Origin of the sequence: Duganella sacchari (assembly GCF_900143065.1) — a bacterium.
In the GTDB taxonomy this organism is placed as follows: Bacteria; Pseudomonadota; Gammaproteobacteria; order Burkholderiales; family Burkholderiaceae_D; genus Rugamonas; species Rugamonas sacchari.
Genome location: NZ_FRCX01000007.1, coordinates 135,412 through 161,259, shown reverse-complemented (window position 1 = coordinate 161,259; position 25,848 = coordinate 135,412). Strand labels below are relative to the sequence as shown.

The window sequence follows — 25,848 nt, the reverse complement described above, 5'->3', positions numbered from 1 at the left end:
GCAAGCGATCAATAGTTTCCGGTATGGCCGGACGGCCGCCGCATCGCTACCATGGACGTCCTCAAGAAAGGACTTACCATGCCCAAGACATTGTTCATTACCGGCGTCAGCAGCGGCTTTGGCCGCGCCCTGGCGGCAGCGGCGCTGGCAGCAGGCCACACCGTGATTGGCACCGTGCGCAACGCGCACGCGCGCGCGGCCTTTATCGGCCTGCATGCCGAACGCGCCCATGCCCATGTGCTGGATGTGACCGATTTCGACGCCATCCCGGACGTGGTCGCGCGGGCGGAAGCGGCGGCAGGTCCGGTTGATGTGCTGGTCAATAATGCCGGCTACGGCCACGAGGGCATCCTGGAAGAATCCTCGCTGGACGACATGCGTCACCAGTTCGACGTCAACGTGTTCGGCGCGGTGGCGGTGATGAAAGCGTTTGTGCCATTGTTGCGCCAGCGCCGGCGCGGCCACATCATCAACATCACGTCGATGGGCGGCTTCATCACCATGCCCGGCATTGCGTACTACGCGGGCAGCAAGTTCGCGCTGGAAGGGATTTCGGAAACGCTGGGCAAAGAGCTGCGCCAGTTCGGCGTGCACGTCACCGCAGTCGCGCCAGGCTCTTTCCGGACCGACTGGGCCGGACGCTCCATGGTACGCGCCGAACGCAGCATCGCCGACTACGACGCGCTGTTCGATCCGATCCGCACCGCGCGCGCAGCCCGCAGCGGCAAGCAGCCCGGCGATCCGGCCAAAGCCGCGCAGGCCATCCTGACGTTGGTGGAATCAGCCGAGCCACCTGCGCACCTGCTGCTCGGCAGCGATGCGCTCGGACTGGTACGCGGCAAGCTCGCGCAGATGGAACAGGACATCAGCGCCTGGGAAGCACTTACCCGTTCAACCGACGGCTAAGGCATCGCAACATTGAGCTGCACATAGCCTTCAACGATGGCATCCGCCAGCGCAGCAGCGGCAGGGGAATCCCCTGCATCCAGCCCCTGCAAGCTGATGGCGAACTGCGGCAGGCCGGGCAAGCCCGAGCTGTCATCCAGAATCTGCAAAGCCGGCGGCACTGTCGAGGCCAGCAGCACGCTCACCGCGTCGTCGGTCAGCACCGTGGAAATGGTCGCCTCGATGCTGGGATAATCCATCACGGTGTACCAGTCGCGCCCCGCCGCGCCCAGCACCGACTGGATCAGGGGACGGAAGACACAGTCAGGCGCCACCAGCGAAACGGGCAGCGGCCGGCGCGTCCATGCCGTCCCTTCGGATTTGCCAATCCACACCGGGCGATCAAGCCTGAGTAAGCGGCCACTGGAACTGCCATGCATCTCCTCCAGAATCACCAGATCCAGCTCGCCGGCGTCGTATTGCCTGCGCAGGCCCGGCGACGTGCCAGCCGTTACCGCCACCTCTACTTGCGGATAACGCGCGATAAACGCCTGCAGCATTGGCGGCAGCTGCCGCGCCAGCAGGTCATACGGCACCCCGAGCCGCACCCGCCCCGTCACGCTGGCGACAGTGAAAGAGGACAGCAGTTCATCATGCATGCGCAGCAGCTCGCGGCCCTCGTTCACCAGCCGCAGCCCGGCATCGGACAGCCGGACGCCATCGTTGCCGCGTTCCAGCAAACGCTGGTCCAGCAATTGCTCCAGACGCTTGACCTGGTGGCTGACCGCGCCCTGCGTCACGTATAGCCGCTGCGCGGCGCCGCTCATCGAGCCTGTTTCGCTTATGCAGATCAAGGTACGCAACAGGCCAAGGTCCAGATTTCGTTTCATGCGGCACACTGTATCGATAGGGGTGACTGGGCAACTCAACTGAGCCAATACGCAACCTTACCCCACTTGCCCATCCGTGTACCAGACGGAAACTACGGATTTCACTCCTCCATCGTTTGAGGTAATGTCCCGACATTAGCAGCCCTAATGCCGGGTATTAAAAAGTTTCGTTACTCAATCACCTTGACTATCGCTATGCTTGCCCACTTTCAAGGGAGCAGGCACATGCGAGCAGGATGGCTGATTGCACTGACGCTGCTGGCATCCTGTGCCAGCGCAGCGCCGATCACATTGCAGGTCGATTTACGGGACGCGCCACGCAAGTTGCTCCATGCGGTCGAAACCATCCCGGTCGAGCCAGGGCCGCTGCGTCTGGCGTATCCGAAATGGCTGCCCGCCGAGCACGACCTGGGGCCGGTGCAGCAGCATACCGGCCTGTTCATCACCGGCAACGGCCGTCCCATCCGCTGGAGACGCGATCCGTACGACGTGTTCCTCTATCATCTGGACGTCCCGACCGACGTGCACAGCATCGAGATCCGCAGCGACTTCATCGCCAGCGATCCGCCAGCCGAAGGCGGCGGATCGACCAGCGACAAGATCGCCATCTTGAGCTGGAACGCGGTGCTGCTCTACCCCTATGCTGACGCTGGCGCCAAGGTCAGCGACATTCAGGTCCAGCCTGCCGTCACCCTGCCCCCGCAATGGCGCCACGCCAGCGCATTGGAAACCGCACGCCAGGAGGCGGACGGCAGCATCACTTTCCGCCCCACCTCGCTTGAGCGCCTGGTGGATTCGCCGCTCATCGCCGGCCGCTATTTCCGCGAAATCCCCTTGGCGCCCGATGTCACGCCCGCGCACTATCTGGACATGGTGGCCGACACGCCGGCGGACCTCGATATCCCCGCCGCCCGCATCGAACAGTTATCCAGTCTGGTGCGCCAGAGCGGCAAGCTGTTTGGCTACCGTCACTACGATACCTTCCGCTTTCTGGTCACGCTGTCCGACCATATTTCCGGTCGCGCCGTCGATCACCACCAGTCGCTGGACAACCGCCGTCCCGCCAAGTTCCTGACCGACGACACCATGCTGACGCGCTATGCCAACTTCATTCCCCATGACCTGGTGCATAGCTGGAACGGCAAATACCGCCGCCCCGCCGGCCTCAGTGCACCGAATTTCCAGTCGCCGCCGGATGGCAGCGAGCTGTGGATCGTCGAAGGTCTGAGCGACTACCTGGGCACCGTGCTTGCCGCACGCGCCGGCATGTGGGACCTGGAACAGTTCCGCGGCGTGCTCGCCGATAACGCCGCAGCGATAGAGCATCGCCAGGGTCGCACATGGCGCGACCTGGAAGACAACGGCCGCATGGCCATGGCGCTCTGGGCCAATCAGGATCGGGCCTATGACAACTGGCGCCGCAACGGCTTCGATTTCTACCGTGAAGGGGCCATGGTCTGGCTCGATGTCGATGTGGCGCTGCGTAACGCCAGCGCGGGGAAAAAATCGCTCGACGACTTCGTTGCGCTGTTTTACGGTGGCGGCGCCAACACCGGCCCCATCGCCCGCCCCTATCAGATGGACGACGTGATCGCCGCCCTGAATCAGGTGGTGCCGTTGGACTGGGCCAGCTTCCTGCGGGAACGCGTGCTATCCTTGCAGCCCAATCCCACCCTGAGCGGGATACAGGGCGCGGGCTATCGCCTGGTGTACCGCGACCAGCCGAGCGCATGGTCGGCCTTCAATGGCAAAAACAGCTTTGAGTATTCGCTCGGACTCAATGTCAACCGGCGCGGCGAGATCACCGATGTGCTGTTCGACAGCGCCGCCAGCCAGGCCGGCCTGGTGCCGGGCGCCGTGATCGCCACGGTACAAGGACAGCCGTACAGCACCGCCGTGCTGCAACAGGCGATCCGCAGCGCGCACGGCGCGATTCAATTATCCTTGCAGAATGGCACGCAAATCAGCGTTGTCCATGATGGTGGTGAGCGCTATCCGGCCCTCGAGGCTATCCCCGGCATGCCGGACCGGCTGGCGGACATCATCAAGGCACGGTAGCACCACACTTAAAATAACCACAGGAGACTCAGTGACAAACAACGCAGCGCCGGTCGGCTTTACTGACACCAAGCAGCATTACGCCATCCTGGACGGCCTACGGGGCGTGGCCGCGCTCATGGTGGTTGCCTTTCACCTGTTCGAAGCCCATACGGCCAGCCGCTTCGAGCAGATCATCAACCATGGCTATCTTGCGGTCGATTTCTTTTTCGTGCTGTCCGGTTTCGTGATCGGCTATGCCTATGATGACCGCTGGCGCACCATGTCCACCATGGAGTTTTTCAAGCGCCGCCTGATCCGCCTGCACCCGATGATCGTGGTGGCAATGCTGATTGGCGCCGCGCTGTTCTACGTCCAGGCCAGTGCGGCCTTCCCCAATATCCAGGCTACACCAGCATGGCTGATGCTGACGGTCATGGTGATCGGCATGACGCTGATCCCGGTTGGCGCAGCGCTCGACATCCGTGGCTGGAGCGAGATGCATCCGCTGAATGGCCCATCCTGGTCGCTGTTCTACGAATACGTTGCCAACATCCTCTACGCGCTGTTCGTGCGCAAGTTCTCGAAAACCGTGCTGGCGTGCTTCGTCTTCGTGACCGGCTGCGTGCTGGTGCACTATTGCCTCACCGGTCCGAACGGCGACGTCATCGGCGGCTGGTCGCTGGAACCGGTGCAGATGCGGATTGGCCTGACCCGCCTGCTGTATCCCTTCTTTGCCGGCCTGCTGCTGTCGCGCATCGTGACTGTTGGCCGCATCCGGCACGCATTCCTGCTGAGCAGCGTCATCATCATCGCTGCGCTTGCCTGGCCGCGTCTGGGCGGTCCCGCCGATCTGTGGAAGAACGGCCTGTATGACGCGCTGTGCATTGCGCTGGTGTTTCCACTGGTGGTCTATATCGGCGCCAGCGGCAGCGTGAACACGCGCATGGGCGCCAGGATCTGCGGCTTTCTCGGCGCGATCTCCTATCCCATCTACATCATCCACTACCCGTTCGTGTACACCTATATTGCCTGGGTCAACCAGCGCAAGATTCCGCTGGCGGACGCGCTGCCCATGACCATCGCCACGTTCCTGGCCTGCGTCACAACCGCCTATCTCTGCCTGACCTTCTATGACATCCCGGTGCGCCGCTGGCTCAGCAAGCGCTATGTCCACTAACAGAAAGCGAACTATCCCGATGAAACTGTACTCCCTTGCATTTGTGCTTGCCGCCAGCCTGGCGAACCTGGCTTACGCCGATACCCGCAGTGACCGGCTCGACGTCCAGCATGTCATGGATGCCTACCATGAAGCCGTCCTCAGTCACGATGGCGACCGGTTGGCCGCCCTGTTCCTGCCCACCAGCATCTGGCTGAACGTGCTATCCGACCAGGCCTATGTGGCGGCCAGGGAAAAGTCGCCGGACGCGCCCAAGATCAGGGTGGGCAGCTATGCCAGCTTTGCCAAACTGGTGTCCACCTCCAAAGCCAGTTTCAATCCCACGCATACCCGGCAGCAAATCAGCAGCGATGGCACGATCGCTTCGGTCTACTTCGACTTTGTCTTCATGATCGACGGTAAGCCAACCAATCGCGGCAGCGAAACCTGGCAACTGGTCAAGGGCAGCGACGGCTGGTACATCGCCGCGCTCACCTACTCCTCTGACCCGGTGTAAGACGGCAGTGCGCGCCGCGCGGCATCACAACGCAAGCTCGCTGACTACGGCGCTGATAAAGCTCTTCAGTTTCGGCGTCTGACGGCGGTCGGGGTGGTAAATCAGGTGGATGGGGCGTGACGGGGTTTCATATTCCGCCAGCACTTTCACCAGCCGCCCCGAGTTCAGGCTCTCGCGCGCCAGATCTTCAGCGACAAACACGATGCCCAGGTCATGCAGCGCCGCGTTCAGCAGCGCCTTGGCATCGTTCAACCGCAGGCGCGTCTTGACGTTGATCGTAAAATTTTCACCGTCACGCATGAAACGCCAGTCGCTGGTGGCCGGTCCTGTTGCGGACGCATAGGCCAGGCATTCATGCTGTTCCAGTTCCGCCGGCGTCTTCGGCACGCCACGTTCCTTCAGATAACCGGGAGAGGCGCAGGCGACCAGGTTGAACGGCTTGAGCGCGCGCGCCATGAAACTGGAATCCTTGAGCGTGCCGATCCTGAACACCGCCTCAAACTCTTCCTCTACCGGATCAACATAGCGGTCATTCAGCACCAGCTCCATCTCCACTTCCGGGTAACGCTTCAGATAGCGCGCCACCACCGGCATCAGCGTATGCGTGCCGAAGCTGACGGGCGCATTGACACGCAAACGGCCACGCGGCGCTTCATACGCCTGGTCGGCCAGCGAATCGGCCCAGTCGGCGTCGGCCAGCACCACCTTGCAGCGCTCGTAATAGGCCTTGCCCATTTCGGTCAGGCTCTGGCGGCGTGTGGTGCGGTTAATCAGGCGCGCACCCAGACGGCTTTCCAGCCAGCTGATGTGCCTCGCAATCATTTGCGGCGACATCGCCAGCGCACTTGCAGCGGCCGCAAACGAACCCACTTCCACCGTTTTGACAAAGGCCGCCATGCTGGCCAGACGATCCATTCCACACTCCCAGTTGTGATACACGTGCCCATATCGGTATTTATGCGCGATTCGAAACAAAATACTATCACTGAACTCGCCTTCGGGCGCATCAGACAAGGAAATGGTATGGCGAAAATCGGCATCACGGGACTGTGGTTGGCGGGCATGTTTGCCTTGAATCCCTGCGCACTGCTGCATGCCCAGGGCGTGGCAAACACCACCGTCACGGTGGACAGCATGAACCTGCCGGGCGCCGACGCTGCGGCGCTGGCTGCGCGTGCAGGATGGTGGGATGTCAGCGAAACCGTCTGGGCGCGTCCGGGCGCGGAGCCAGCGGTGATCCATGGCCAGGTCGCGCACCGGCAAATGGTTGGCCTGTATCTGCAGGAGATGTTGTATGCCTCCGCACAGCGCAGCGATGCGGCACTGCATCGAATGGACTACCTCGGCTACAACCGCGTCACCGGACGCTGGGAGTATCTGTCGATGGACACCCGTGTCGCCGCAGGCCTGATGCCAGCCTGGAGCTACGAGCACGACGACGTCCGCCGCATTCGCATCCAGTTCGAGCCGTTTGCCTTCCCAGGCGCCGGTGCCACTGTCAGTGGCCAGTTGCTGCGCATGGAAGAGATCATCGAACAGACCGGCCCCGACACGGAAACCAAGGACCAGTATTTCATCCTTGCCGATGGCAGCGGCACCAAATGGTTGGCGCATCGCTATGCCTACGCGCGCCGCAAAGGTGGGCTATGAAAAAGCTCATCGCCACTGCACTCAGCATCGGCCTGATGGCCAGCGCGCAGGGCGCCGCAAAGGACCTCTCTGCCGAGAAAACCATCCGGCTGGCAAACATGACCAGGGTAAGCGAAGGCGTCTATGTCATCGAAGACCGCCAGCACATTATGCTGGTGCCCAACATCACCATCATCGTGGGCAGGGATGCGGTGCTGGTGGTTGACACCGGCCTCGGCACGGAAAGCGCGCAGCGGGTGCTGAAGGCCGCAAAAAAACTCGCGGGCCGGCGCAAACTGTATCTGACCGTGACCCATTTCCATCCCGAACATGGCTTTGGCGCCCAGGTGTTCAAAGGACAGGCGACCATCATTTACAACCGTGCCCAGCGCGACGAGATGCAGCAGAAAGCGCCTGGCTACCAATCGTTATTTGCCACCAGGCTGGGGGTGGCGAAAGCCATGCGCGATGTGCGGCTTGTGGCCCCCGATGTGGTCTACGAAGATGCTGCATCGATCGACCTGGGCGGGCGCGACATCCTGCGCCAGGTCGCGCCACGCAGCCGCAGATCGTGATTCCCGGTCATGGGCGCATCGGCAGCCGTGCCGACCTGGATGCTGCCGCCCAGCACATCGAGCAGGCGCGCGAGGCTGTGGTGTCGGGCTGCGCCGCCGGCAAGACGCTCGGCGACTTGCAGCAGGAAGCAACGCCGTTATTGGCGGCACAGCACCCGGACTGGCAGCTCAAGGACTGGATCGCGATGGAAATTCAGGTGAACCATGCAAGGCTGTGCCGCCCGCGTTAGGCTTAGGCCGGTGTCCCGATAATCACGCTGGACGCCTTGAAGATGGCGCTGGCTTCCGTGCCCACTTCCAGGCCCAGCGATTCGCCGCTGTCCTTGGTGACAATGGCGGCGATGGTGCCGCCACCCGGCAGTTCAATGGTCACTTCGGTATTCACCGCGCCTGGCAACACGCGGCTGACCTTGCCCGTCAGCCGGTTGCGCGCTGACAGCTTCACGTCACCGAGTTCAGTTGCCACGATCACCGACGAGGCCTTGATCAGTGCAAACGCCTCGACGCCCACATCCAGCCCCAGCCCTTCGCTGCTGTCACGGGTGATGGTCGCGACGAGCTTCTGGCCGCCGACAATCTCCAGCTCCACCTCGTCATTGACTGCGCCATGCTTCAATGCCACTACCTTGCCGCTGAACTGATTGCGTGCGCTGGTCTTCATCTTCATCCTTTGTATGAGTAAGAAATCGTCCGCCAGCGCGTGCGACTGGGCACTCAGGTGTGCCACGAAGCGCTGGTGTTCCTCATCAATTTTACGGAAATTTTCGACCAGTTGACTACCCCGCTGCGTCAGCCGCGTGCCGCCACCGCCCTTGCCGCCCGCCGCGCGTTCGACCAGCGGTTCGCCGGCCAGATTGTTCATTGCCTCGATCGCGTCCCATGCGCCCTTGTAGCTCATGCCTACCGCCTTGGCCGCCGCCGTGATCGAACCTTCGGCCGCCACCGCCGCCAGCAGCGCCACGCGGTCTTGCCCGCCCAGCTTCTGCCCGTCTATGGTCAGCCACACATTGCCTCGTAATTCCATCGTCATGCCGCACTCTCCTCCACATGGAAGATGCTACCATTTTCCATGCGCAGCACATGTTCGCCGAAAGCGCGCACGTCCTCGGGATCATGGGTAATCATCAGCATCGGGATGGCCAGCCGGCGCTGCAAGGCGCCCAGTTCCTCGCGCATGCGCTCGCGCAGGCCGGGATCAAGCGCGGCAAATGGTTCGTCCAGCAGCAGCGCATCCGGCTGCGGCGCCAGCGCGCGCGCCAGGGCCACGCGCTGCCGCTGACCGCCCGACAGCTCATGTGGATACTGGTGCGCCACATGTCCCAGTTCAAACGCGTTGATCCAGTAGCGTATCGCCTCGCTGTCGGCGCGCGACAGCGGATTGCGCCAGCCGCGCTGCAAGCCAAAGCCGATATTCTGGCGCACGTTCAAATGCGGGAACAGCGCATAGTCCTGGAACAGATACGCCACCTTGCGCTGCTGCACCGGCACGTTGACGCCCGTGCTGCTATCGAACAGGCAGCGTCCGGCCAGCTCGATGCGGCCGCTGTCCGGCGTCATGAGCCCGGCCACGGCCTTCATCATCTGGCTCTTGCCGGCCCCCGATGAACCGTACACCACCACGCGCTGGCTGCCCGATTCAAAGCGCGCATGCAGCTTGAACTCGCGGTCCGCCGAGCGCAAGGTTTTGTGGATATCGACTTTAAATTGCGTACTCATGCTTGGGGATTACGGTTAGGCGTCAGTTTGTTTGCCGTGATGAGCACCGCCACACACACCACGGAGGTGATGACCACCAGCAGGTTGGCATGGTCGTCCTGCCCCGCCTGCACGGCTTCGTACACGGCAATCGACAGCGTCTGCGTCTTGCCGGGAATGCTGCCCGCCACCATCAGCGTGGCGCCGAACTCCCCCATCGAACGGGCAAACGCCAGCAAGGTGCCGCCCAGTACGCCACGCCAGGCCAGCGGCAAGGTCACGCGCAGGAACACGCCAAACGACGATACGCCCAGCACGCGCGCGGCCTGCTCGAATTGCGTATCGATGCTTTCAAACGCCGCGCGCGCGCCCTTGAGCACCAGCGGGAACGCCACCACGGCGGCGGCAATCACTGCCGCCTGCCAGGTAAAAATCAGGTTGATGCCGAAGTGCTGCTGCAACCACGCGCCCACCACGCCATTGCGGCCAATGATGACCAGCATATAGTAGCCCAGCACGGTGGGCGGCATCACCATCGGCAAGGTCAGCACCGCGTCCAGCAGTTCGCGGCCCGGAAAACGCTTGCGCGCCAGCAGATAGCCCAGCGCCACGCCCAACACCAGATCAATCACGGTGGCCCAGCAGGCCACCTTCAGCGACAGCCGTAAGGCTACCCAGGCTGGCTCAACAGACTCCATGCCTTACGGGCGGCCGAAACCGTACTTGGCCAGAATCGCCTGGCCGGCCGGCGACTGCACGTAGTCAGCAAACTTGCGGCCCGCCACTGCTTGCGGACCGGCAGCGATCACGGCAATCGGATAGGTCACCGGCGTTTCGGTTGGCACCGTGGCCACCACTGTGACCTTGTCTTTGACGATGGCCGCATCGGTGGCGTAGACAAAGCCGGCATCCACCTCACCGCGCGCCACATAATCCAGGCACTGGCGCACCGAGGTACCCAGGATCAGCTTCGGTTCTACCACGGCCCACAGCTTGGCGTTTTCGAGCGCGGCCTTGGTGTAGCGGCCGACCGGCACGCTGGCCGGATTGCCGATGGTGACGCGCGACACGCCGGCCTGCGCCACATCGGCCAGGCTCTTGACCGGCACCTTGCCGCCCTGCGGCGCGATCAGCACCAGGCTGTTGCTGGCGAAGTTCTTGCGCGTGCCCGGCGCCAGCAGCTTCAGCGTATCAGCCTTGTCCATCGCATCCTGGTCGGCAGAGGCAAACACGTCCACCGGCGCGCCCTTGGCGATCTGCTGCACCAGCGGATCGGACGCGGCAAAGTTGAACTGCACCTTGTCGCCCGCATGCTCCTTCTCGAAGGCCACGCCGATTTCTTTAAACGCATTGGTCAGGCTGGCCGCCGCCGATACCGTGATGTCCGCTGCCGCCGCCGACACACCCCAGACCGCCAACACCAGAACCATACCTGCTTTCAACATATCAACTCCTTTGGGTATATCGCAATAAACTGGATTATATAGCGCCCTGAGACGTTCTGTCCTACCCACGGGGCTAGGCATGACTTTCAGAAACCTTCTATAATTTCAGGAATTCTTGAAAATTCAGAAAATTAAGGAAATCATGAGTCCTGCCACTCCCATTAACGTCGCCCCGCTCACCCCGCTGGCCCAGCGCTTCATCCTGCACTTCGGCGAAATGGGCAGCCGCTGGGGCATCAACCGCACGGTTGGCCAGATTTACGCGCTGCTGTATGTCAGCGCCAAACCGCTCAATGCCGACGAAATTGCCGAGTCGCTGTCCTTCTCGCGCTCCAACGTATCCATGGGCCTCAAGGAGCTGCAATCGTGGCGCCTGGTCAAGCTGCTGCACAAGCCCAACGACCGCCGCGAATACTTCGAGCCGCCCAAGGACATCTGGGACATCTTCAAGGCGCTGCTGGAAGAGCGCCGCCGCCGCGAAGTGGAACCGACCCTGTCGATGCTGCGCGATGCGCTGCTGGAAACGCCGTCCAACGAAACCGACCTGATTGCCCAGGAACGCATGCGCGAAATGTACAACCTGATCGAGCTGTCCAGCTCCTGGTTTGACGATGTGCAGCGCCTGTCGCCGGTAACCCTGGCCTCGTTGATGAAGATGGGCTCCACCGTGAAAAAACTCATCGACGTCGGCGAAACCGTGCGCGACACATTCCGGTTCGGGCGTAACGTTGAGGACACCGCGACCGACAAGGACAAATGATGAAATTGCGCCAGCTCCATGGCTCCTCGCTGGCACTGGCCATCACCCTGGCGCTGATTGTGAAAGCCCTGATCCTGTTTGGCTTGTGGAAGGCGTTCTTTTCCGCGCCGCAAACCAAACACATGCGGATGCCGACCGCCACCGTCGAACAGCATCTGCTTGCTCCCCATCCCCCACCCGAAAGTAAAAAATGAGTCCGCTCGACGAAGTCGTGAATTTGTCGCGCCTGCAATTTGCCGCGACCGCGCTGTACCACTTCCTGTTTGTGCCGCTGACACTGGGCCTCTCATGGATACTGGTTATCATGGAATCTGTCTACGTGATGACCGGCAAAGAGATTTACAAAGACATGACCCGCTTCTGGGGCAAGCTGTTCGGCATTAACTTTGCCATGGGCGTTACCACCGGCATCACGCTGGAATTTCAGTTCGGCACCAATTGGGCCTACTACTCGCACTACGTTGGCGACATCTTCGGCACGCCGCTGGCGATCGAAGGCATGATGGCCTTCTTCCTCGAATCCACCTTTGTCGGCCTGTTCTTCTTTGGCTGGCAACGGCTGTCCAAAGTGCAGCACCTGATGGTGACCTTTCTGGTTGCGCTGGGTTCCAGCCTGTCCGCGCTGTGGATCCTGATTGCCAATGGCTGGATGAACCATCCGGTCGGCGCGGAATTCAACTTTGAAACCATGCGCATGGAGCTCACCAGCATTACCGACGTGATCTTCAACCCGGTCGCGCAGGTGAAGTTCGTCCACACCGTGGCGGCCGGCTATGTGACGGCGTCCATGTTCGTGCTAGGCATCTCCTCCTTCTACCTGCTCAAGGCGCGCGACGTGCAATTTGCGCTGCGCTCTTTCGCGGTGGCGGCGGCGTTTGGCCTGGCGTCCACACTGTCCGTGATCGTGCTGGGCGACGAATCGGGTTACACCACGGGCGAAGTCAACAAGACTAAGCTGGCCGCCATCGAGGCCGAATGGGAAACCCAGCCAGCGCCAGCAGGCATCACCGTGTTTGGCTTGCCCAACGAGGAAACCCAGACCACCGACTACGCTGTCAAGATTCCCTACATGCTGGGCCTGATCGCCACGCGCTCCACCGACAAGGAAGTCACCGGCATCAAGGAACTCAAGCAGAGCAACGAGGAACGCATCCGCAACGGCATGACCGCCTACGCCGCCTTGACGCGCCTGAAGTCGGGCGACAAATCGCCGGAAGCGCGCGCGGCGTTCAAGGCAGTGGAACAAGACCTGGGCTACGGCCTGCTGCTGAAGAAGTACACGCCCAACGTGGTGGACGCCACCGAAGAACAGATCCGCAAAGCCGCCAACGACACGGTGCCCAAAGTCGCGCCCGTGTTCTGGTCGTTCCGCATCATGGTTGGGCTGGGCATGCTGTTCCTGTTCATTTTCAGCGCCGCGTTCTGGTTCCTGGTGCGCAAGCGCCTGGCGCGCCAGCGCTGGCTGCTCCGGCTGGCGGTGTGTGCCATTCCGCTGCCGTGGGTGGCGGCGGAACTGGGCTGGGTGGTGGCCGAGTATGGCCGTCAGCCGTGGACCATCGCCGGCGTGCTGCCGACGCATCTGTCGGCCTCCAGCGTGAGCCCGGGCAGCTTGTATTTCAGCCTGGCGGGCTTCCTTGGCTTTTACACGCTGCTGCTGATCGTTGAACTGGGCTTGATGATCAAGTACGCCAAGCAAGGTCCCAGCAGTCTGCACACCGGCAAGTACCATTGGGAATAAGGACGCATCATGTTATTCGACTACGAAACATACAAAATCATCTGGTGGGGCTTTGTCGGCGTGCTGCTGATCGGCTTTGCGCTCACGGACGGCTTCGACTTTGGCATCGGCATGGCGCTGCCCTTCCTCGGCAAGAACGACACTGAGCGCCGCGTCATCATCAACACCATCGCCCCCACATGGGAAGGCAACCAGACCTGGTTTATCGCGGCAGGCGGCTGCCTGTTTGCGGCATGGCCGCTGGTGTATGCCGCCGCATTTTCCGGTTTTTACCTGGCCTTGATGCTGTGTCTGTTTGCTCTGTTCTTCCGGCCGGTGGGCTTCGACTACCGCAGCAAGATCGCCGATCCGCGCTGGCGCAGCACCTGGGACTGGTGCCTGTTCATCGGCGGCTTTGTGCCACCGCTGATCTTCGGCATCGCCTTCGGCAACCTGCTGCAAGGCGTGCCTTTCCGCTATGACGACAGCATGCGGCTGGAATACACCGGCAGCTTCCTGGATCTGCTGAATCCGTTTGCGCTGCTGGCGGGAGTGCTCAGCGTCAGCATGCTGGCCATGCACGGCGCCACCTATCTGCACCAAAAGACCGAAGACGTGATCGCCCACCGCGCACGCAAGGTGGCGTTTGGCGCCGCCCTCATCACCGCACTGCTGTTTGCGGCCGCTGGCGTGTGGATCGCCGGGGGCATCGACGGCTACCGCATTACCGCCATGCCGGACGCCAGCAGCAGCTTTATGCCCATCGCCAAAACCGTGCAGCGCGCCAGCGGCGCCTGGCTGGACAATTACGAGCGCTGGCCGCTGACGCTGGCCTTCCCCGCCACCGTCTTCGCCGGCAGCCTGCTGGTGATGCTGTTCAGCGCACGCCGCCAGCCGCTATTGGCCTTCCTGTCCAGCGGACTGACGGTCGCAGCAGTCATCCTCACCGCCGGCGCCGCCATGTTCCCGTTCGTGATGCCATCCTCGCTGGCGCCCGGCAGCAGCCTGACCGCGTGGGACGCCGTCGCCAGCCACAAGAGCCTGGCCGTAATGTTCTGGGTGGTGGTCATCATGCTGCCCATCGTGGTGGCCTATACCGGCTGGGTCTACCGCGTGGTCAGCGGCAAGGTGACTGAACAGCACATCCGCGACAACGAACACACCGCTTACTAAGGAGCATCAACCATGTGGTATTTCGCCTGGATACTGGGCGTGGGCTTTGCCCTCGCCGCCGCCATCATCAACGTCATGTGGCTGGAAGCAAACTATGCGTTCGGCCAGCGCCACGAGGAAACCACGCAGGCCAGTTTTGAAAGTGCAATAAAAAAATGAATGTATAACTTCCACTTGACAGCGATACCATCAAATGAGAGTATCGCTGTCATGGATATTTCAACGACATCAGCCGTCCCGCTTCGGGACCGCAATAAAACCAAGACCCGCGAAGCCATCATGGCCGCCGTGGCGCGCCGCCTGGAAAACGATGGCCTGGCTCAACTCAGCTTTACCGAAATCGCCCGCGAGGCTGATGTCGGTGAAAGCACCGTCTACCGCTACTACCCAAATAAAGAAGTGCTGCTGGAAGCCTTCTGGGACTGGGCGCCGCAAGCCATCCAGCGTGACAGCTATCCGCAAAATTTTCATGAACTGGAAAGCCGGCTCAGCGCCGACTTCGTTCGCTTCGACCAGCGTGAGCCGCTGATCCGCGGCATGCTGGCCTCGCCGCAAGGGCGCAGCGCCCGTATGCACACCGCTGCCGCACGCCAGCAGGCGTTTCGCCAGCTGGTCGCCAATGAAGTGGGCGACGTGCCCGATCCCGACCGCGACCGCCTGTGCGCCGCGATTCAACTACTGTACTCGGCAACCACCTGGGCCACCTTCAAGGACTACTGGAATATGGATGGCGCCGAGGCCGGCAAAGCCGCCAGCGCTGCCATCGCCGGCTTGCTGGACCATGCGCGCCGCACGCTGCGCGCCCCGCAGGATTAAGGACGCTGCGTCCAACGTGCAGGACGTTTTCCTGCGATACAACAAGAGGTCGTTATGATTTTTCACGCATCAATGCCCAGCAGGCATCCTGCGCATGTCGCCCGCGTTCTCGCGGAAATCTGGGGCGGTTTTGCCGCTCCTTTCCCGTCCTTCCCTGATTCCTGGATGGCGGTTGCCGGCGACGAACGCGGCACCATTATCGAAACCTATCCTTGCGACCGCGTGATTACGCCGGGCGCCGGCAGCGACAGCTTTATGCCCGGCGATGCGCAGGACAGCAGCCATTACAGCGCCTTTCATATGGCGGTGGGGACGCCTTTGACCACCGAACAGGTACTGGCCATCGGCGCCCGCGAAGGCTGGCGTACGCTGCGCTGCACGCGCGGCGACAACTTCTTTGACGTGATCGAATTCTGGGTCGAGAACACCACCATGATCGAGGTCCTCACCGAAGACATGCAGACGCAATACCGCAGCTTTGCCACGCCCGCCAACTTCCGCGCATTCGCCGCAACCCAGCAACAGGCTTAACCATGAACAAATCCTATTTCCGTATCGCCGCCCTCTATCTGCTGCTGGGGGTCATCATGGGCATCGTCATGGCTGCCAGCGAAGACTTTACGCTGCGTCCAGTCCATGCCCACATCAATCTGCTGGGCTGGGTCAGCCTGGCCTTGTTTGGCGTGTTTTATACTGTCTATCCGCACGCCGCCGCCACCAAGGTGGCACGGGTGCAATTCTGGGGCTATACCGTGGCACTGCCGCTGCAGATGGTGGCGCTGGCCCTGTTCATCACCGGCCACCCGGCGGTGACGCCGCTGCTGGGTATCTCATCGGTCGTGATTGCGCTGGCTGTGGTGTGCTTCGTGATCAATGTGTGGCGCTACGCCGCTGTGCCGCAGCAGGGACGCCTGGAGGGTGTGGGGCCGTGATCCTCACGCGCGTTACCAAATCGTAACGGTATGTGAATAGGCAAGTCGATGGAAAGCGCCTAGTATGGCTGGAGTTCATCGCCCCCTACCCTAGCGAGGACACTATGCGCCACCTGACTTTCAAGCTGCTCGGCTTTACCATCATCGGCCTGCTGGCCTTGCCCTGTCACGCCACGCCCCTGCCGGAAGGCTGGCAGCCATTGCCGCTGCCCACGCTGTCCGGCAGCTTTCTGGAGCACGGCCAGCGGGGCACGGCCATGCTGGTGCAAAATCCGCAGCAACACACCTACGGCGTCGCCGTCGCAGCCGAACCAGCCAGCGGTGCAACAGCGCGCATCGTCAAGACCTTCCGCGCCATCGCGCCGAACCCACCGCAACTGTCACTGATCAAACCCGGCAACTACCAGCCGGCCTGCCACAACGGCGGCGACTGCGCACCGCGCCACATTGACAGCGAAGCAATCAGCGTGTGCTTCGGCGAGGCGAGTTGCGGCATTATTTACGCCGACGGCAGCGCCTTCCGCGAGATGGCCGTCACGGATTAAGTGCGGCGGCAACGCGCTTGCCGGGGCGGGATGTGGTACATTCTCGCCTCGCATTCTTCTCGCCGTCCACCATGTCTTCCCTGAAGTACCTCAGCGCCTATTCCGAACAAACGCAGCAGCAAGTGTCGCAGCTCATCGCCCAGAACAAGCTGGGCGAGGTCCTGCTCAAGCGCTATAGCAAGCCGCACGAGCTGCGCACCGACCGCGCGCTGTACCAGTACGTGCAGGATTTGAAATCTGAATTTTTGCGCAACGCCGATCCCATCAACAAGGTTGAGTACGACAGCAAGATCCACGTCATCAACCATGCATTGGGACTGCACACGTCAATCTCGCGCGTACAGGGCGGCAAGCTCAAGGCCAAGCATGAGATCCGGGTCGCCACGGTCTTCAAGGAAGTGCCGCTGGAATTCCTGCGCATGATTGCCGTGCACGAGCTCGCGCACATCAAGGAAAAGCAGCACGACAAGGCGTTCTACAAGCTGTGCACCTATATGGAGCCCAACTACCACCAGTACGAATTCGACCTGCGGCTCTACCTCACGCAACTGGATACCGAAGGCCGCAAACTGTGGAGCCCGAACTAAGCCTCAGGCGATGCGTTGCAGCAGCGCTTCGGCGTCGCTTTCCACCATCATCAACGCTGCGTGCTGGGGCCGCACAAAGCCTTGCTCGCTGGCGTGCTGGATGAAGCCGGCCAGGCTGTCGTAGAAACCGTCGACATTGAGCAGGCCGATCGGCTTGGCATGGATGCCCAACTGCGACCAGGTCAGCATTTCAAACAGTTCTTCCAGCGTGCCCATGCCGCCCGGCATGGCGATGAAGCCGTCCGCCAGTTGCGCCATCATGGCCTTGCGTTCGTGCATGTCCTTGACGATGAACTGGCGCGTCAGGCCGTTATGGCCCACTTCGCGTTCGACCAGCGCGGTCGGAATCACGCCGGTCACCTCGCCGCCGGCACGCAGCACTTCGTCGGCGATGACGCCCATCAGGCCCACCTTGCCGCCGCCGTAGACCAGCGACAGATTCCGCGCCACCAGCGCACGGCCCAGTTCCCGCGCGGCTTCCGCATAGCGCGGCGACACACCGGCGTTAGCGCCGCAGTACACACAAATTGCCTTAGCCACTCAGTTTTTCCTCTTCCAGTTCTTTTTGCGCCGCTTCCTGGTCCAGCCGCTCGGTGGCGTCGCGTACGTTACAGCAGGCGGCCTGCTGGTATAAATCCATGGCTTGCGCCGCTTTCTTTTTACCGTCCAGCATCAGCAAGGCACGCGCGTACTGGATGCGGACGATGGCCGAATCGGGATTCAGCTTGAGCGCCTGTTCAAACTGGCGATAGGCTTCTTCCTTCTTGACGCCATAAGTCAGGCCCGCCAGCACGGCGCCGACCTTGTCGAGAATTTCAGCATGGTACACGCCCATGGCGATATGGGCATCGGCGCGCTGCGGCGCCAGCTTGATGACCATGTCGAGGCTGCGCTTGACCTTGGCGCCGAGGCCCTGCGCCAGCGCCTTCACCACCGAGATGCCCTGCGAATACTGGCCCAGCGCATAGGCGTGCCAGTAGTAGCCGGCCGGGTTGCCGGGCTGTTCCAGCTGCTGCCGTTCGCAGCGCTCGGCCACGCATTCAAACGTGGCCAGCCGCTTCTTGTCGTTGGGCTCCAGATAATTGGTGTACATGCAGATGGCCTTGTGCGCCACCGCATAGCCGTTCACCCCCACATCCAGGCCAAGCCGTGCGGCCCGTTCGAACTCGCCGGCATGGAAGGCAATCCACGCCTGTACCAGCGCCGGCTGTGTGGGGAAGGTTTCGCGATCCCCGCCATGCAGCAGCGGCCATGCCTGCTGCAGGCTTTCCGGCGTGTAGCGGAAAGCTGGATCGGGATACGGGAAAGGGGTCCACGCCATGAAGCCTCCGTCTGGGTTACTTCAATTTCTTGAGATATTCTTCGGACAGTTTCTGGAACAGCAGGCTGGTTTCGTTGCGCAGATACGGTCCGATCTGCGACAGCACCTGGTAGCAGCCGCGCGCCAACGCATCGGCCATCGACTGCTGCTCGCTGTACTTGCGCGGATTGCGCACGTACTCGTACGACAGCCAGTACGTCGCCACCACCACCATATTGGTGGCCATGGCGTCGATGGCGGTATCGGAAGCTTCCAGCGACTTCTCGCTGCGCAGGTCCTCGCACAGCTGCTTGGCGACCTTGATCTTGTGCGCCAGGATCTGCTTGAAGTGCAGTTCCAGCTTGCGGTTGCGCGACAGCAGATCATTGAGGTCGCGGTAGAAGAAACGGTAGCGCCAGATCAGTTCAAACATCAGGTGCAGGTACAGCCACACGTCTTCGATGTTGGAGCGGCGGCCGTTGGGCACGGTCAGGATGCGCTCGATCTCGGCTTCAAACTGGACGAAGATCGAGTTGACGATGTCGTCCTTGTTACGGAAATGGTAGTACAGATTCCCCGGCGAGATATTCATCTCTTCGGCGATCACGGTGGTGGTGATATTGGGTTCGCCGAATTCATTAAACAAGCGCAGCGACAGCTCAAGAATGCGTTCGCGGGTACGACGGGGTGCTTTTTGTAGCATAGCAAGGGGACCTCTGTTTATTCTCGTGCAAGCATAACACCGATGCACACCACAGAGGAACACCCGTGCACGCTTTTAGGCGCATATAGCACCCAGATGCCGCCTTTTAGCCTATTTGGCCTTCTTGGCTGCCGGCTTTTTCGCCGCAGTTTTCTTTGCGGCCGGCTTCTTGAGGGCGGGCTTGGCCGGTTTGACCTCACCCGGCGTTGCCTTTTTGGTAGCGGCTGGCGCCGGCTTGCCCGACAGCGCCGCGACCTGCCGGGTCAGTTCATCGATACGCTGGTTCAGCGCATCGATCTCCTGGCGGTTCGGCACCCCGATCGAGCTCAACGCGCGCAGCACACGTTCCTCAAACAGCTGCATCGAGAAGAACTTGCCCTCGTCTTCCTGCGCCTTGGCGAAGGCAGCCAGGCCGGCTTGCCAGATCTCTTGCGACGACATGCGGACTGCGTCCAGCTGCTGATCGTCGTGCTTCTTCAACTTCTTAGCCATTTCCATCCTGTGATTGCTGTTTGACGGTATTTTATTCTAGTCAGCAAATCTAGAGAATGGTTACTAATGCAATAACGCTAAGTTTCCAGTTTGACCGAGGGCCGGGTGTTCGGATAAATCTGCTCCACGGGCGGCTCATCTGGCCCCGGCTTGTTCATGCCGTAGGCATTTACCGGCTGCGAACGGTTGACCCACAACGTGTAATACAGATGGTCGGCGCGCGGGTCATCGGTGTTGGGGTGGATCAAAATGGTCAGGCCCAGGCTGTTCAGCTGCAGCCATGGCACGATCACCTGCAGTTGCGCATTGCTGAAACCAAAGTAGAACGACGGCGTCACATGCGGCCCGCGCGGCTCCAGGTTCCAGTTGCCCAGCTCGACTTCAAAGCGCTCGGCGGCCCACTTGTGCAGCAGCGCCGCCTTGTGGAAGCTGTCCTCGTCAAAATAGATGTGCGCGTGATAGCTCTTGATGTCGGTGTACGCGCGTGGCTTGGTGGGCAAGCTCTGCTCGCCGGGGCGCACGCTGTGCGGCTGAATGGTCGCTTCCTTGTACGTCTCGTAGCCCCACGGACTCTTGCCCGCCGTGGTGGCCGCCGCCACACCCGAGGCGGCAAATGCCGCCACCAGTCCGCCACCGCTGCGCAGCAGGCCGCGCCGCCGCGGCGAGAGCAAATCGGCCCATTCCTGATCTTCGTTGCTCATGCCATTCTCCTTTGGCGTGAGCGTAACGGCAACGCCAGGCGGCGTGAACGAATACTTTCGCAGATTCTTATGCGGATTGCTTCACGACCTCATCGCTGGACTGCGACTGCGACGGTTGCATGCCGCGCGCCAGCGCCTGCAAGCGGAAACCCTCGCGGATGTTTTCGCGCAGCACCGCGCCCTTCCACGGCTTGGTATAGAAGCGGTCGATGGCGCCGTGGTTGATCGCGGCCATGATCGGCGTCAGGTCGGCATAGGCCGACAGCATGATGCGGAAGGTGTCCGGGCACAGGTTCTTGACCCGCTCCATGAACTCGGTGCCGCTCATGAGCGGCATGCACTGGTCGCACAGGATCACCTGCACCCGGTGCCGCGCCAGGATGTCGAAGCCCTCGGCGGCGGTTTGCGCGGTCAGGATGCGGTAGCCGTCCTGCGACAGGAAATCGGTCAGCACATCGAGCATGAAGGCATCGTCATCCACGATCAGCAGGGTCTGCTGCTCGGCCATTTCCTCGTCCATCGGCGCCTGCATGCGGCGCCCTTCACGCAGCATGGCTTCAAACTCGTCTTCCGGCAGCGGACGGCTGAAATAATAGCCCTGCATCTCGTCGCAGCCATGGCGCCGCAGGTAGGACAGCTGGGCGTCGCGCTCCACCCCTTCGGCAATCACGTTCAGCTTCAGGCTGTGCGCCATGTTGATGATGGCCAGCACAATCGCGGCATCGTCGGGATTGCTGGTCACCTCCCGCACGAAGGCGATGTCGATTTTCAGCTTGTCGATCGGGAAGCGCTTGAGGTAGGCCAGCGAGGAATAGCCCGTGCCAAAGTCATCAATGGAAATCTGGATGCCCAGCGCTTTCAGGTTGCTCAGCACATTGATGGTTTCTTCGGCGTTGGACATCAGCGAGCTTTCCGTGAGCTCCAGCTCCAGCAGCTCGGGCGCGATATCATGTTCGCGGATGGCCTTGAGCACTTCCTCTTCCAGGCCGCCCACAAAGAACTGGATGCCGGACACGTTGACCGACAAATGCACCGAGCCCACATTGGTCTTGTACCAGTGCGCGATCTTGCGGCAGGCTTCGTGGATCACCCAGGTGCCGACCCGCACGATCAGGCCAGTCTCTTCCAGAATCGGAATGAACAGCGCCGGCGACACCATGCCGTGGCCGGGCCGCTGCCAGCGGATCAGCACCTCGGCGCCACTGATGCGGCCGCTGTCGATGTGCACCTTGGGCTGGAAGTGCAGCACGAATTCCTCATTCTCAATCGCGCGGCGCAGCGCGTTTTCCAGGTCCAGCCGCGCCAGCGACTGCGCATTCATCTCGGCAGTGAAGAAGCGGAACGCGTCGCGCCCCGCTTCCTTGGCGCGGTACATGGCGGTGTCGGCGTACTGGATCAGCGTGTCCGGGTCGGTGCTATCGTCGGGGTAGACGGCAATCCCGATGCTGGCGGTGGCAGTGGCTTCATGGCCTTTCAAGTCAAATGGACGGCGCAGCGCTTCGCGGATCTTGTCGACCACCGCAATCGCATTCTGCGCGCCTTCCGGCAGCATCAGGATGGCGGCAAACTCGTCGCCGCCAAAGCGGCCGATGGTGTCGCGCACGCGCAGGCAATCCACCAGCCGGCTGGAGAACTGGCGCAGCAACTCGTCGCCGATGGTGTGGCCCAGCGTGTCGTTGACGTTCTTGAAGCGGTCCACATCCAGGAACAGCACCGCCAGCGACCATTTGTGCTCTTCCGCCTGGCGCAGCGAGTGCACCAGCGAATCGTAGAACTGGCTGCGGTTCGGCAGGCCGGTCAGCGTGTCAAAGTGGGCCAGCTTGAGCAGGCGCTGCTCGGCCTCCTTGCGCTCGGTGATGTCGCGCGCTACCGCTACCAGGATCCAGCTGGCGCCGGAACGCAGGGTACGGCGCTGCACCTCCACGGCCAGCGTGGAGCCGTCTTTGCAGTGCAGCTGCAGCTCGGTCATGGCGCCACTCTGGTCGCCCGCCAGCAGCTTGTCGTACAGTTCTTCCAGCTTGTGCAGGTCGCCCTCGAGCGAGCGGTTCGGCCCGACCTGGAGGAAGTCCTCACGCTCAAAGCCCAGCATGCGGCAGGCGGTGGCGTTGACGTCGACAAAGCACATGCCGGCGCGGTCCACCAGGAAAATCGCGTCGGCCGTCGCATCCATCGCCAGGCGGAAACGGCGCAGGTCTTCATCGAGGCGGATGCGCGCGTTCATGTCCAGCGTCAGCTGCGCGTGGTGGCGCTTGATTTCTTCGTACAGCAGCAGGTTTTCAAACGCCACCGCCACCTGCGCCGCCACGGTGCCGGCCACGCGCTCGTCCACTTCCGAGAAGCCGTCGGCGCCCAGCTTGTCAACCAGGTACAGCCAGCCGTGGGTACGCTCGCGCGAGGCGATCGGCACGCCCAGGAAAGAATGCACGGGCGGATGGGTCGGCGGCAGGCCGATCGTGGCGGGATCGCCGTTGAGATCGTTGATGCGGCATGGCAGGCGCTGGTCCAGCAGGCCGCGCAGCACGCCAGCGCGCGGGGTCTGGGCAATCTGGCGCACCGGCATGCCGGCGCCGCAGCTGGCAAAATAACTCAGCTCGCTGGCGCCCGGCTCCAGCACGCCGATGCACGCATATTTGGACACGCAGATATTTTGCGCCACACGGCAGCAGATCTCCATCAGCGCCTCGGGGTCGCGCTCGGCGCCGAGCTCGATGCCCAGTTCGATCAGCGCGGTCAGGCGCAGGCTCACCGCCTGCAGGCTGGACAGCGATTGCGACAGGCGCTGCGTCATGTGCGACAGGTTTTCCGGCGAGGCCTCCTCGGTGTCGCTGGCAATCCGCGTGATGAGCTGGCTGCTGGATTCCAGCTCGTCCAGATACTCGGCCACCTGGTGGTCGATATCATGGAAGCGGCCCTCTTGCGGCGGCTCCGGCGCAAACGCCGGCAGCGCCTCGGCCGCCGGCGGCGCCTCGGCCAGCCCCAGCGCTTCCTGCACGGTGTGCAGGATCACTTCAGGATCGGACGGCTTGGGCAGTACCCAGCGCACGCCGCACGATTGCGCCACCGCCATGGCTTCGCGCTCGCGGTAGGTGGCGGTGTAGAAGATGACGGGCACATCGGCCGTGTCGGCGTTTTCATGCAGGCGCGTGACGAATTCGTAGCCGTCCATATTCGGCATCAGGATGTCCGAAATCACCAGGTCCGGCTTTTCCGCCAGCACCATTTTCAAGCCTTCGGCGCCATTTGCGGCCTCCAGCAGGCGATGGCCGCCGTAGCTTAGCAGCGTCATCAGGAATTCACGGTTGAGCACGTGATCGTCCACGATCAGGATCGTGGCGGTATCGTTTTTAGCCGGGGTCGACACCGCCCCTTGTAAAAAAGACTCGATCTGGCTGACAAAGGTGTCCGGCTCGATCGGTTTGCCGATATAGCCGTCAAAGCCCGCTTCCAGCAGCTTTTCACGGTCGCCCACCATCGCCAGCGCCGTCACCGCCAGCGCCGGAATGTGGCGCACCGCGGGATCGGCCTTGAGCGCGGCCACCACCCCATAGCCGTCCAGCTTGGGCAGGTGCACATCGCAGATGATCAGGTCCGGCAGCTCGCGCCGCGCGGCCGCCACGCCGGCTTCGCCATCACTGGCCGACAGCGGCTCGTAGCCAAAGGCGCGCAGCAAATACACCATCAACTCCATATTGGTGGCGTTGTCTTCGATGATCAGGATACGTGCTGACACGTGCTATCCCCCTTCCTTATTCTTCCAGTGGCAACGCCAGCGTGAACACACTGCCCACGCCGTACTCGCTGTCAAACAAAATCTCACCGTGCAGCAGGGAGGCCAGCTTGCGGCTCAGATGCAAGCCCAGACCCGTGCCCTCGAACTGACGCAATGCACTCGCATCAAGCTGGGAAAACGCCTGGAACAGCGCATCGCGCTGCTCCGCACCGATGCCGATGCCGGTATCGCTGACGCTGATGGTGGCGCATGGTCGCGCCCCCACCACCGATTTGGCCAGCCGCACCAGTACCGTGCCGTTGTTGGTGAACTTGATCGCGTTATGCACCAGGTTCATCAGTATCTGCTGCACGGCGCGGCGGTCACTGGACACCTTCAGCTCTTCCGGCGAGGACTCGAACTCCAACGCCAGCCCCTTGCTACGTGCCTGCGGTTTGAACGAGGTCAGCACTTCATCGATCAACTGCCGGCACAGCAACGGGGCCACGTCCAATTCGACCTTGCCAGACTCGATGCGCGTCAAATCCAGCAGATCGTTGATCAGCGACAGCAGGTGACGGGCACTGCTTTGCACCATACGCAGCTGTTTGCTTTGCTCATCATTGATGGGGCCGGGCAACTTCATGAGCATAGTACCTGTAAAACCGATGATCGCGTTCAACGGCGTGCGTAATTCGTGCGACATGCCGGCCAGGAAGCGGTCCTTGGCCGCCACGGCTTTTGCCAGTTCGACATTCTTTTCCTGCAGCGTCAGCTCAAAGCCCTTGCGTTCGCTGATGTCACGGATCGCGCTCACGACCAGCGTGCCCTCCTCCGTCTCCACCGGACTCAGGCTGATCTCGACCGGAAACTCCCGGCCATCGCTGCGCAAGCCGTACAGGTCGCGCCCGCGCCCCATGGTACGCACAGCGGGCTGTGCCGCGTAGGCGCTGCGGTAGTCGATGTGCGCCTGGCGGTAGCGTTCCGGCATCAGCCGCTCCAGCACCATGCCACGCAGGGCGCCGCGCGGATAGCCAAATAGCTGCTCGGCCTGGCTATTGGCCAGCACCACGCGGCCGGCCGGGTTGGTCATGAGGATGGCGTCGGGCAGGGACTCCAGGATGCCGTTGTAGCGCGCCTCCACCAGCTTGGCGTCGCGCAGCACCTTGAGGCTGGTGACGTCCTTCTTGCTCCATAAGATGTATTCGGGCAGGCCGTCATGGCCGCGCAGCAGCTTGCAGGAGCTGTCGATGTAGACCAGCGTGCCATCCTTGGCACAGCGCATGGATTCATAGCTTGCGACACCGTAGTCGATGGTCTGCTGCATGATATCGGCGCCGTCGTGGCGCAGCGAAGGCGGCACGATGAGCTCGTCCAGGCGCTGGCCCACGGCCTCCTCCTCGCTATAGCCGAACACGGCGCGTGCGCCATTGGTCCAACACACCACCACGCCATCAGGCCTGGTCAGCACCACCGCGTCAGGAGTTTCGTTCAGGATCAGGGTGCCGAAATCTATCGCCATCGCCTCGCCTCTTTGCTGAGCCTATAGAACTAACCATACAGCAAGGCGGCACGAAGATC

General features: G+C 62.0%; 30 protein-coding genes. 17 read left to right on the top strand and 13 right to left on the bottom strand.

Features of this window, described 5'->3' with window-relative positions; translation table 11 throughout:
- Positions 1-78: 78 nt before the first annotated feature.
- Positions 79-906, top strand: a complete 828-nt coding sequence (locus BUA36_RS17025) for an oxidoreductase (RefSeq protein WP_072786434.1) — start codon at positions 79-81, stop codon at positions 904-906.
- Here BUA36_RS17025 and BUA36_RS17020 read toward each other — a convergent pair.
- Positions 903-1,775 carry a LysR family transcriptional regulator gene (locus tag BUA36_RS17020; RefSeq protein ID WP_072786432.1) on the bottom strand — a complete coding sequence of 291 codons (873 nt, stop codon included), beginning with the start codon at positions 1,773-1,775 and terminating at the stop codon, positions 903-905. The two genes, BUA36_RS17025 and BUA36_RS17020, sit on opposite strands and share 4 nt — an antisense overlap.
- Before the next feature lie 225 nt (positions 1,776-2,000).
- Between BUA36_RS17020 and BUA36_RS17015 the strand changes: the two genes are divergently transcribed.
- From BUA36_RS17015 to BUA36_RS17005, 3 genes are read left to right on the top strand one after another with little or no spacing between them, the layout of a single operon-like run.
- The gene (locus BUA36_RS17015) at positions 2,001-3,833 is read left to right on the top strand and encodes a M61 family metallopeptidase (RefSeq protein ID WP_072786431.1); all 1,833 of its coding nucleotides are present in this window, start codon (positions 2,001-2,003) and stop codon (positions 3,831-3,833) included.
- Positions 3,834-3,864: 31 nt separating this feature from the next.
- Positions 3,865-4,992 carry an acyltransferase family protein gene (locus BUA36_RS17010; RefSeq protein WP_072786429.1) on the top strand — a complete coding sequence of 376 codons (1,128 nt, stop codon included), beginning with the start codon at positions 3,865-3,867 and terminating at the stop codon, positions 4,990-4,992.
- 19 nt (positions 4,993-5,011) lie between these two features.
- The gene (locus BUA36_RS17005; protein ID WP_208861901.1) at positions 5,012-5,488 is read left to right on the top strand and encodes a Cif family virulence factor; all 477 of its coding nucleotides are present in this window, start codon (positions 5,012-5,014) and stop codon (positions 5,486-5,488) included.
- Between the two features lie 24 nt (positions 5,489-5,512).
- Here BUA36_RS17005 and BUA36_RS17000 read toward each other — a convergent pair whose 3' ends face one another.
- Complete coding sequence (locus BUA36_RS17000) at positions 5,513-6,403, bottom strand: LysR family transcriptional regulator (RefSeq protein ID WP_072786426.1); 891 nt, start codon at positions 6,401-6,403, stop codon at positions 5,513-5,515.
- Between the two features lie 108 nt (positions 6,404-6,511).
- On the opposite strand from BUA36_RS17000, the gene BUA36_RS16995 reads away from it, so the two are divergent.
- Genes BUA36_RS16995 through BUA36_RS31225 form a run of 3 tightly spaced genes read left to right on the top strand, consistent with a single transcriptional unit; the run spans position 6,512 to position 7,922 of the window.
- Positions 6,512-7,138 (top strand): DUF1579 family protein, encoded by a 627-nt coding sequence (locus BUA36_RS16995; RefSeq protein ID WP_072786424.1) that lies wholly within the window; start codon positions 6,512-6,514, stop codon positions 7,136-7,138.
- Positions 7,135-7,692 (top strand): MBL fold metallo-hydrolase, encoded by a 558-nt coding sequence (locus BUA36_RS16990; RefSeq protein ID WP_229255735.1) that lies wholly within the window; start codon positions 7,135-7,137, stop codon positions 7,690-7,692. The genes BUA36_RS16995 and BUA36_RS16990 overlap by 4 nt, the downstream gene beginning before the upstream one ends.
- Complete coding sequence (locus BUA36_RS31225) at positions 7,689-7,922, top strand: hypothetical protein (RefSeq protein WP_229255734.1); 234 nt, start codon at positions 7,689-7,691, stop codon at positions 7,920-7,922. The genes BUA36_RS16990 and BUA36_RS31225 overlap by 4 nt, the downstream gene beginning before the upstream one ends.
- A gap of 2 nt (positions 7,923-7,924) precedes the next feature.
- Here the strand turns inward: BUA36_RS31225 and BUA36_RS16985 are convergent, their stop codons facing one another.
- From BUA36_RS16985 to modA, 4 genes are read right to left on the bottom strand one after another with little or no spacing between them, the layout of a single operon-like run.
- The gene (locus BUA36_RS16985; protein WP_139260630.1) at positions 7,925-8,716 is read right to left on the bottom strand and encodes a TOBE domain-containing protein; all 792 of its coding nucleotides are present in this window, start codon (positions 8,714-8,716) and stop codon (positions 7,925-7,927) included.
- Positions 8,717-8,718: 2 nt separating this feature from the next.
- Positions 8,719-9,408 carry an ATP-binding cassette domain-containing protein gene (locus BUA36_RS16980; RefSeq protein WP_072786420.1) on the bottom strand — a complete coding sequence of 230 codons (690 nt, stop codon included), beginning with the start codon at positions 9,406-9,408 and terminating at the stop codon, positions 8,719-8,721.
- A complete protein-coding gene (modB, locus tag BUA36_RS16975) occupies positions 9,405-10,085 on the bottom strand; it encodes a molybdate ABC transporter permease subunit (RefSeq protein WP_072786419.1) in 681 nt (226 codons plus the stop codon). The genes BUA36_RS16980 and modB overlap by 4 nt, the downstream gene beginning before the upstream one ends.
- Before the next feature lie 3 nt (positions 10,086-10,088).
- The gene (gene modA, locus BUA36_RS16970; protein WP_072786417.1) at positions 10,089-10,832 is read right to left on the bottom strand and encodes a molybdate ABC transporter substrate-binding protein; all 744 of its coding nucleotides are present in this window, start codon (positions 10,830-10,832) and stop codon (positions 10,089-10,091) included.
- Between the two features lie 142 nt (positions 10,833-10,974).
- Between modA and BUA36_RS16965 the strand changes: the two genes are divergently transcribed.
- The 10 genes from BUA36_RS16965 (at position 10,975) to BUA36_RS16920 (ending at position 17,362) form a co-directional block, all read left to right on the top strand.
- The gene (locus tag BUA36_RS16965) at positions 10,975-11,592 is read left to right on the top strand and encodes a GbsR/MarR family transcriptional regulator (RefSeq protein WP_072786780.1); all 618 of its coding nucleotides are present in this window, start codon (positions 10,975-10,977) and stop codon (positions 11,590-11,592) included.
- Positions 11,589-11,786, top strand: coding sequence for a cytochrome oxidase putative small subunit CydP (gene cydP, locus BUA36_RS16960; protein WP_072786415.1), 198 nt, complete (start codon positions 11,589-11,591; stop codon positions 11,784-11,786). The genes BUA36_RS16965 and cydP overlap by 4 nt, the downstream gene beginning before the upstream one ends.
- Entirely contained in the window at positions 11,783-13,330 is a 1,548-nt protein-coding gene (locus BUA36_RS16955) for a cytochrome ubiquinol oxidase subunit I (protein ID WP_072786413.1), read from the top strand. The genes cydP and BUA36_RS16955 overlap by 4 nt, the downstream gene beginning before the upstream one ends.
- Before the next feature lie 9 nt (positions 13,331-13,339).
- Positions 13,340-14,482 (top strand): cytochrome d ubiquinol oxidase subunit II, encoded by a 1,143-nt coding sequence (cydB, locus tag BUA36_RS16950; protein ID WP_072786411.1) that lies wholly within the window; start codon positions 13,340-13,342, stop codon positions 14,480-14,482.
- 12 nt (positions 14,483-14,494) lie between these two features.
- Entirely contained in the window at positions 14,495-14,641 is a 147-nt protein-coding gene (gene cydX, locus BUA36_RS16945; protein ID WP_072786409.1) for a cytochrome bd-I oxidase subunit CydX, read from the top strand.
- A 51-nt stretch (positions 14,642-14,692) separates the two neighbouring features.
- Positions 14,693-15,298, top strand: a complete 606-nt coding sequence (locus BUA36_RS16940; protein ID WP_072786407.1) for a TetR/AcrR family transcriptional regulator — start codon at positions 14,693-14,695, stop codon at positions 15,296-15,298.
- A 54-nt stretch (positions 15,299-15,352) separates the two neighbouring features.
- On the top strand, positions 15,353-15,829 hold the full coding sequence (locus BUA36_RS16935; protein ID WP_072786405.1) for a hypothetical protein: 477 nt from the start codon (positions 15,353-15,355) through the stop codon (positions 15,827-15,829).
- A 2-nt stretch (positions 15,830-15,831) separates the two neighbouring features.
- Positions 15,832-16,230, top strand: a complete 399-nt coding sequence (locus BUA36_RS16930; RefSeq protein ID WP_072786403.1) for a heme-copper oxidase family protein — start codon at positions 15,832-15,834, stop codon at positions 16,228-16,230.
- 104 nt (positions 16,231-16,334) lie between these two features.
- Entirely contained in the window at positions 16,335-16,775 is a 441-nt protein-coding gene (locus BUA36_RS16925) for a hypothetical protein (protein ID WP_072786401.1), read from the top strand.
- 71 nt (positions 16,776-16,846) lie between these two features.
- Complete coding sequence (locus BUA36_RS16920; protein WP_072786399.1) at positions 16,847-17,362, top strand: M48 family metallopeptidase; 516 nt, start codon at positions 16,847-16,849, stop codon at positions 17,360-17,362.
- A 3-nt stretch (positions 17,363-17,365) separates the two neighbouring features.
- Here BUA36_RS16920 and BUA36_RS16915 read toward each other — a convergent pair whose 3' ends face one another.
- From BUA36_RS16915 to BUA36_RS16885, 7 genes are all read right to left on the bottom strand, one after another.
- A complete protein-coding gene (locus BUA36_RS16915; protein WP_072786398.1) occupies positions 17,366-17,902 on the bottom strand; it encodes an LOG family protein in 537 nt (178 codons plus the stop codon).
- Positions 17,895-18,683, bottom strand: coding sequence for a tetratricopeptide repeat protein (locus tag BUA36_RS16910; protein ID WP_072786396.1), 789 nt, complete (start codon positions 18,681-18,683; stop codon positions 17,895-17,897). The genes BUA36_RS16915 and BUA36_RS16910 overlap by 8 nt, the downstream gene beginning before the upstream one ends.
- 16 nt (positions 18,684-18,699) lie before the next feature.
- Positions 18,700-19,365: a TetR/AcrR family transcriptional regulator gene (locus BUA36_RS16905; RefSeq protein WP_008446927.1), complete on the bottom strand. Its 666-nt coding sequence runs from the start codon at positions 19,363-19,365 to the stop codon at positions 18,700-18,702.
- Between the two features lie 111 nt (positions 19,366-19,476).
- Positions 19,477-19,857: a phasin family protein gene (locus tag BUA36_RS16900; protein WP_072786779.1), complete on the bottom strand. Its 381-nt coding sequence runs from the start codon at positions 19,855-19,857 to the stop codon at positions 19,477-19,479.
- 77 nt (positions 19,858-19,934) lie between these two features.
- The gene (locus BUA36_RS16895; RefSeq protein ID WP_072786394.1) at positions 19,935-20,558 is read right to left on the bottom strand and encodes a DOPA 4,5-dioxygenase family protein; all 624 of its coding nucleotides are present in this window, start codon (positions 20,556-20,558) and stop codon (positions 19,935-19,937) included.
- A gap of 67 nt (positions 20,559-20,625) precedes the next feature.
- The gene (locus BUA36_RS16890; RefSeq protein ID WP_072786393.1) at positions 20,626-24,288 is read right to left on the bottom strand and encodes an EAL domain-containing protein; all 3,663 of its coding nucleotides are present in this window, start codon (positions 24,286-24,288) and stop codon (positions 20,626-20,628) included.
- Positions 24,289-24,304: 16 nt separating this feature from the next.
- Entirely contained in the window at positions 24,305-25,789 is a 1,485-nt protein-coding gene (locus BUA36_RS16885; protein ID WP_072786391.1) for a PAS domain-containing sensor histidine kinase, read from the bottom strand.
- Positions 25,790-25,848 lie beyond the last annotated feature (59 nt).

Excerpts from the sequence above, each read along its gene's own strand:
- BUA36_RS16985 (WP_139260630.1), bottom strand. The coding sequence starts at position 8,716 with ATGGAATTACGAGGCAATGTGTGGCTGACCATAGACGGGCAGAAGCTG.
- BUA36_RS16905 (WP_008446927.1), bottom strand. The coding sequence starts at position 19,365 with ATGCTACAAAAAGCACCCCGTCGTACCCGCGAACGCATTCTTGAGCTG.
- BUA36_RS16910 (WP_072786396.1), bottom strand. The coding sequence starts at position 18,683 with ATGGCGTGGACCCCTTTCCCGTATCCCGATCCAGCTTTCCGCTACACG.
- BUA36_RS16980 (WP_072786420.1), bottom strand. The coding sequence starts at position 9,408 with ATGAGTACGCAATTTAAAGTCGATATCCACAAAACCTTGCGCTCGGCG.
- BUA36_RS16920 (WP_072786399.1), top strand. The coding sequence starts at position 16,847 with ATGTCTTCCCTGAAGTACCTCAGCGCCTATTCCGAACAAACGCAGCAG.
- BUA36_RS16990 (WP_229255735.1), top strand. The coding sequence starts at position 7,135 with ATGAAAAAGCTCATCGCCACTGCACTCAGCATCGGCCTGATGGCCAGC.
- BUA36_RS17005 (WP_208861901.1), top strand. The coding sequence starts at position 5,012 with ATGAAACTGTACTCCCTTGCATTTGTGCTTGCCGCCAGCCTGGCGAAC.
- BUA36_RS17000 (WP_072786426.1), bottom strand. The coding sequence starts at position 6,403 with ATGGATCGTCTGGCCAGCATGGCGGCCTTTGTCAAAACGGTGGAAGTG.
- BUA36_RS16935 (WP_072786405.1), top strand. The coding sequence starts at position 15,353 with ATGATTTTTCACGCATCAATGCCCAGCAGGCATCCTGCGCATGTCGCC.
- modB (WP_072786419.1), bottom strand. The coding sequence starts at position 10,085 with ATGGAGTCTGTTGAGCCAGCCTGGGTAGCCTTACGGCTGTCGCTGAAG.
- BUA36_RS16925 (WP_072786401.1), top strand. The coding sequence starts at position 16,335 with ATGCGCCACCTGACTTTCAAGCTGCTCGGCTTTACCATCATCGGCCTG.
- cydP (WP_072786415.1), top strand. The coding sequence starts at position 11,589 with ATGATGAAATTGCGCCAGCTCCATGGCTCCTCGCTGGCACTGGCCATC.
- BUA36_RS16895 (WP_072786394.1), bottom strand. The coding sequence starts at position 20,558 with ATGAGCAACGAAGATCAGGAATGGGCCGATTTGCTCTCGCCGCGGCGG.
- BUA36_RS16930 (WP_072786403.1), top strand. The coding sequence starts at position 15,832 with ATGAACAAATCCTATTTCCGTATCGCCGCCCTCTATCTGCTGCTGGGG.
- BUA36_RS17025 (WP_072786434.1), top strand. The coding sequence starts at position 79 with ATGCCCAAGACATTGTTCATTACCGGCGTCAGCAGCGGCTTTGGCCGC.
- BUA36_RS16955 (WP_072786413.1), top strand. The coding sequence starts at position 11,783 with ATGAGTCCGCTCGACGAAGTCGTGAATTTGTCGCGCCTGCAATTTGCC.
- BUA36_RS16965 (WP_072786780.1), top strand. The coding sequence starts at position 10,975 with ATGAGTCCTGCCACTCCCATTAACGTCGCCCCGCTCACCCCGCTGGCC.
- BUA36_RS16995 (WP_072786424.1), top strand. The coding sequence starts at position 6,512 with ATGGCGAAAATCGGCATCACGGGACTGTGGTTGGCGGGCATGTTTGCC.
- BUA36_RS16885 (WP_072786391.1), bottom strand. The coding sequence starts at position 25,789 with ATGGCGATAGATTTCGGCACCCTGATCCTGAACGAAACTCCTGACGCG.
- modA (WP_072786417.1), bottom strand. The coding sequence starts at position 10,832 with ATGTTGAAAGCAGGTATGGTTCTGGTGTTGGCGGTCTGGGGTGTGTCG.
- cydX (WP_072786409.1), top strand. The coding sequence starts at position 14,495 with ATGTGGTATTTCGCCTGGATACTGGGCGTGGGCTTTGCCCTCGCCGCC.
- cydB (WP_072786411.1), top strand. The coding sequence starts at position 13,340 with ATGTTATTCGACTACGAAACATACAAAATCATCTGGTGGGGCTTTGTC.
- BUA36_RS16940 (WP_072786407.1), top strand. The coding sequence starts at position 14,693 with ATGGATATTTCAACGACATCAGCCGTCCCGCTTCGGGACCGCAATAAA.
- BUA36_RS16900 (WP_072786779.1), bottom strand. The coding sequence starts at position 19,857 with ATGGCTAAGAAGTTGAAGAAGCACGACGATCAGCAGCTGGACGCAGTC.
- BUA36_RS17015 (WP_072786431.1), top strand. The coding sequence starts at position 2,001 with ATGCGAGCAGGATGGCTGATTGCACTGACGCTGCTGGCATCCTGTGCC.
- BUA36_RS17020 (WP_072786432.1), bottom strand. The coding sequence starts at position 1,775 with ATGAAACGAAATCTGGACCTTGGCCTGTTGCGTACCTTGATCTGCATA.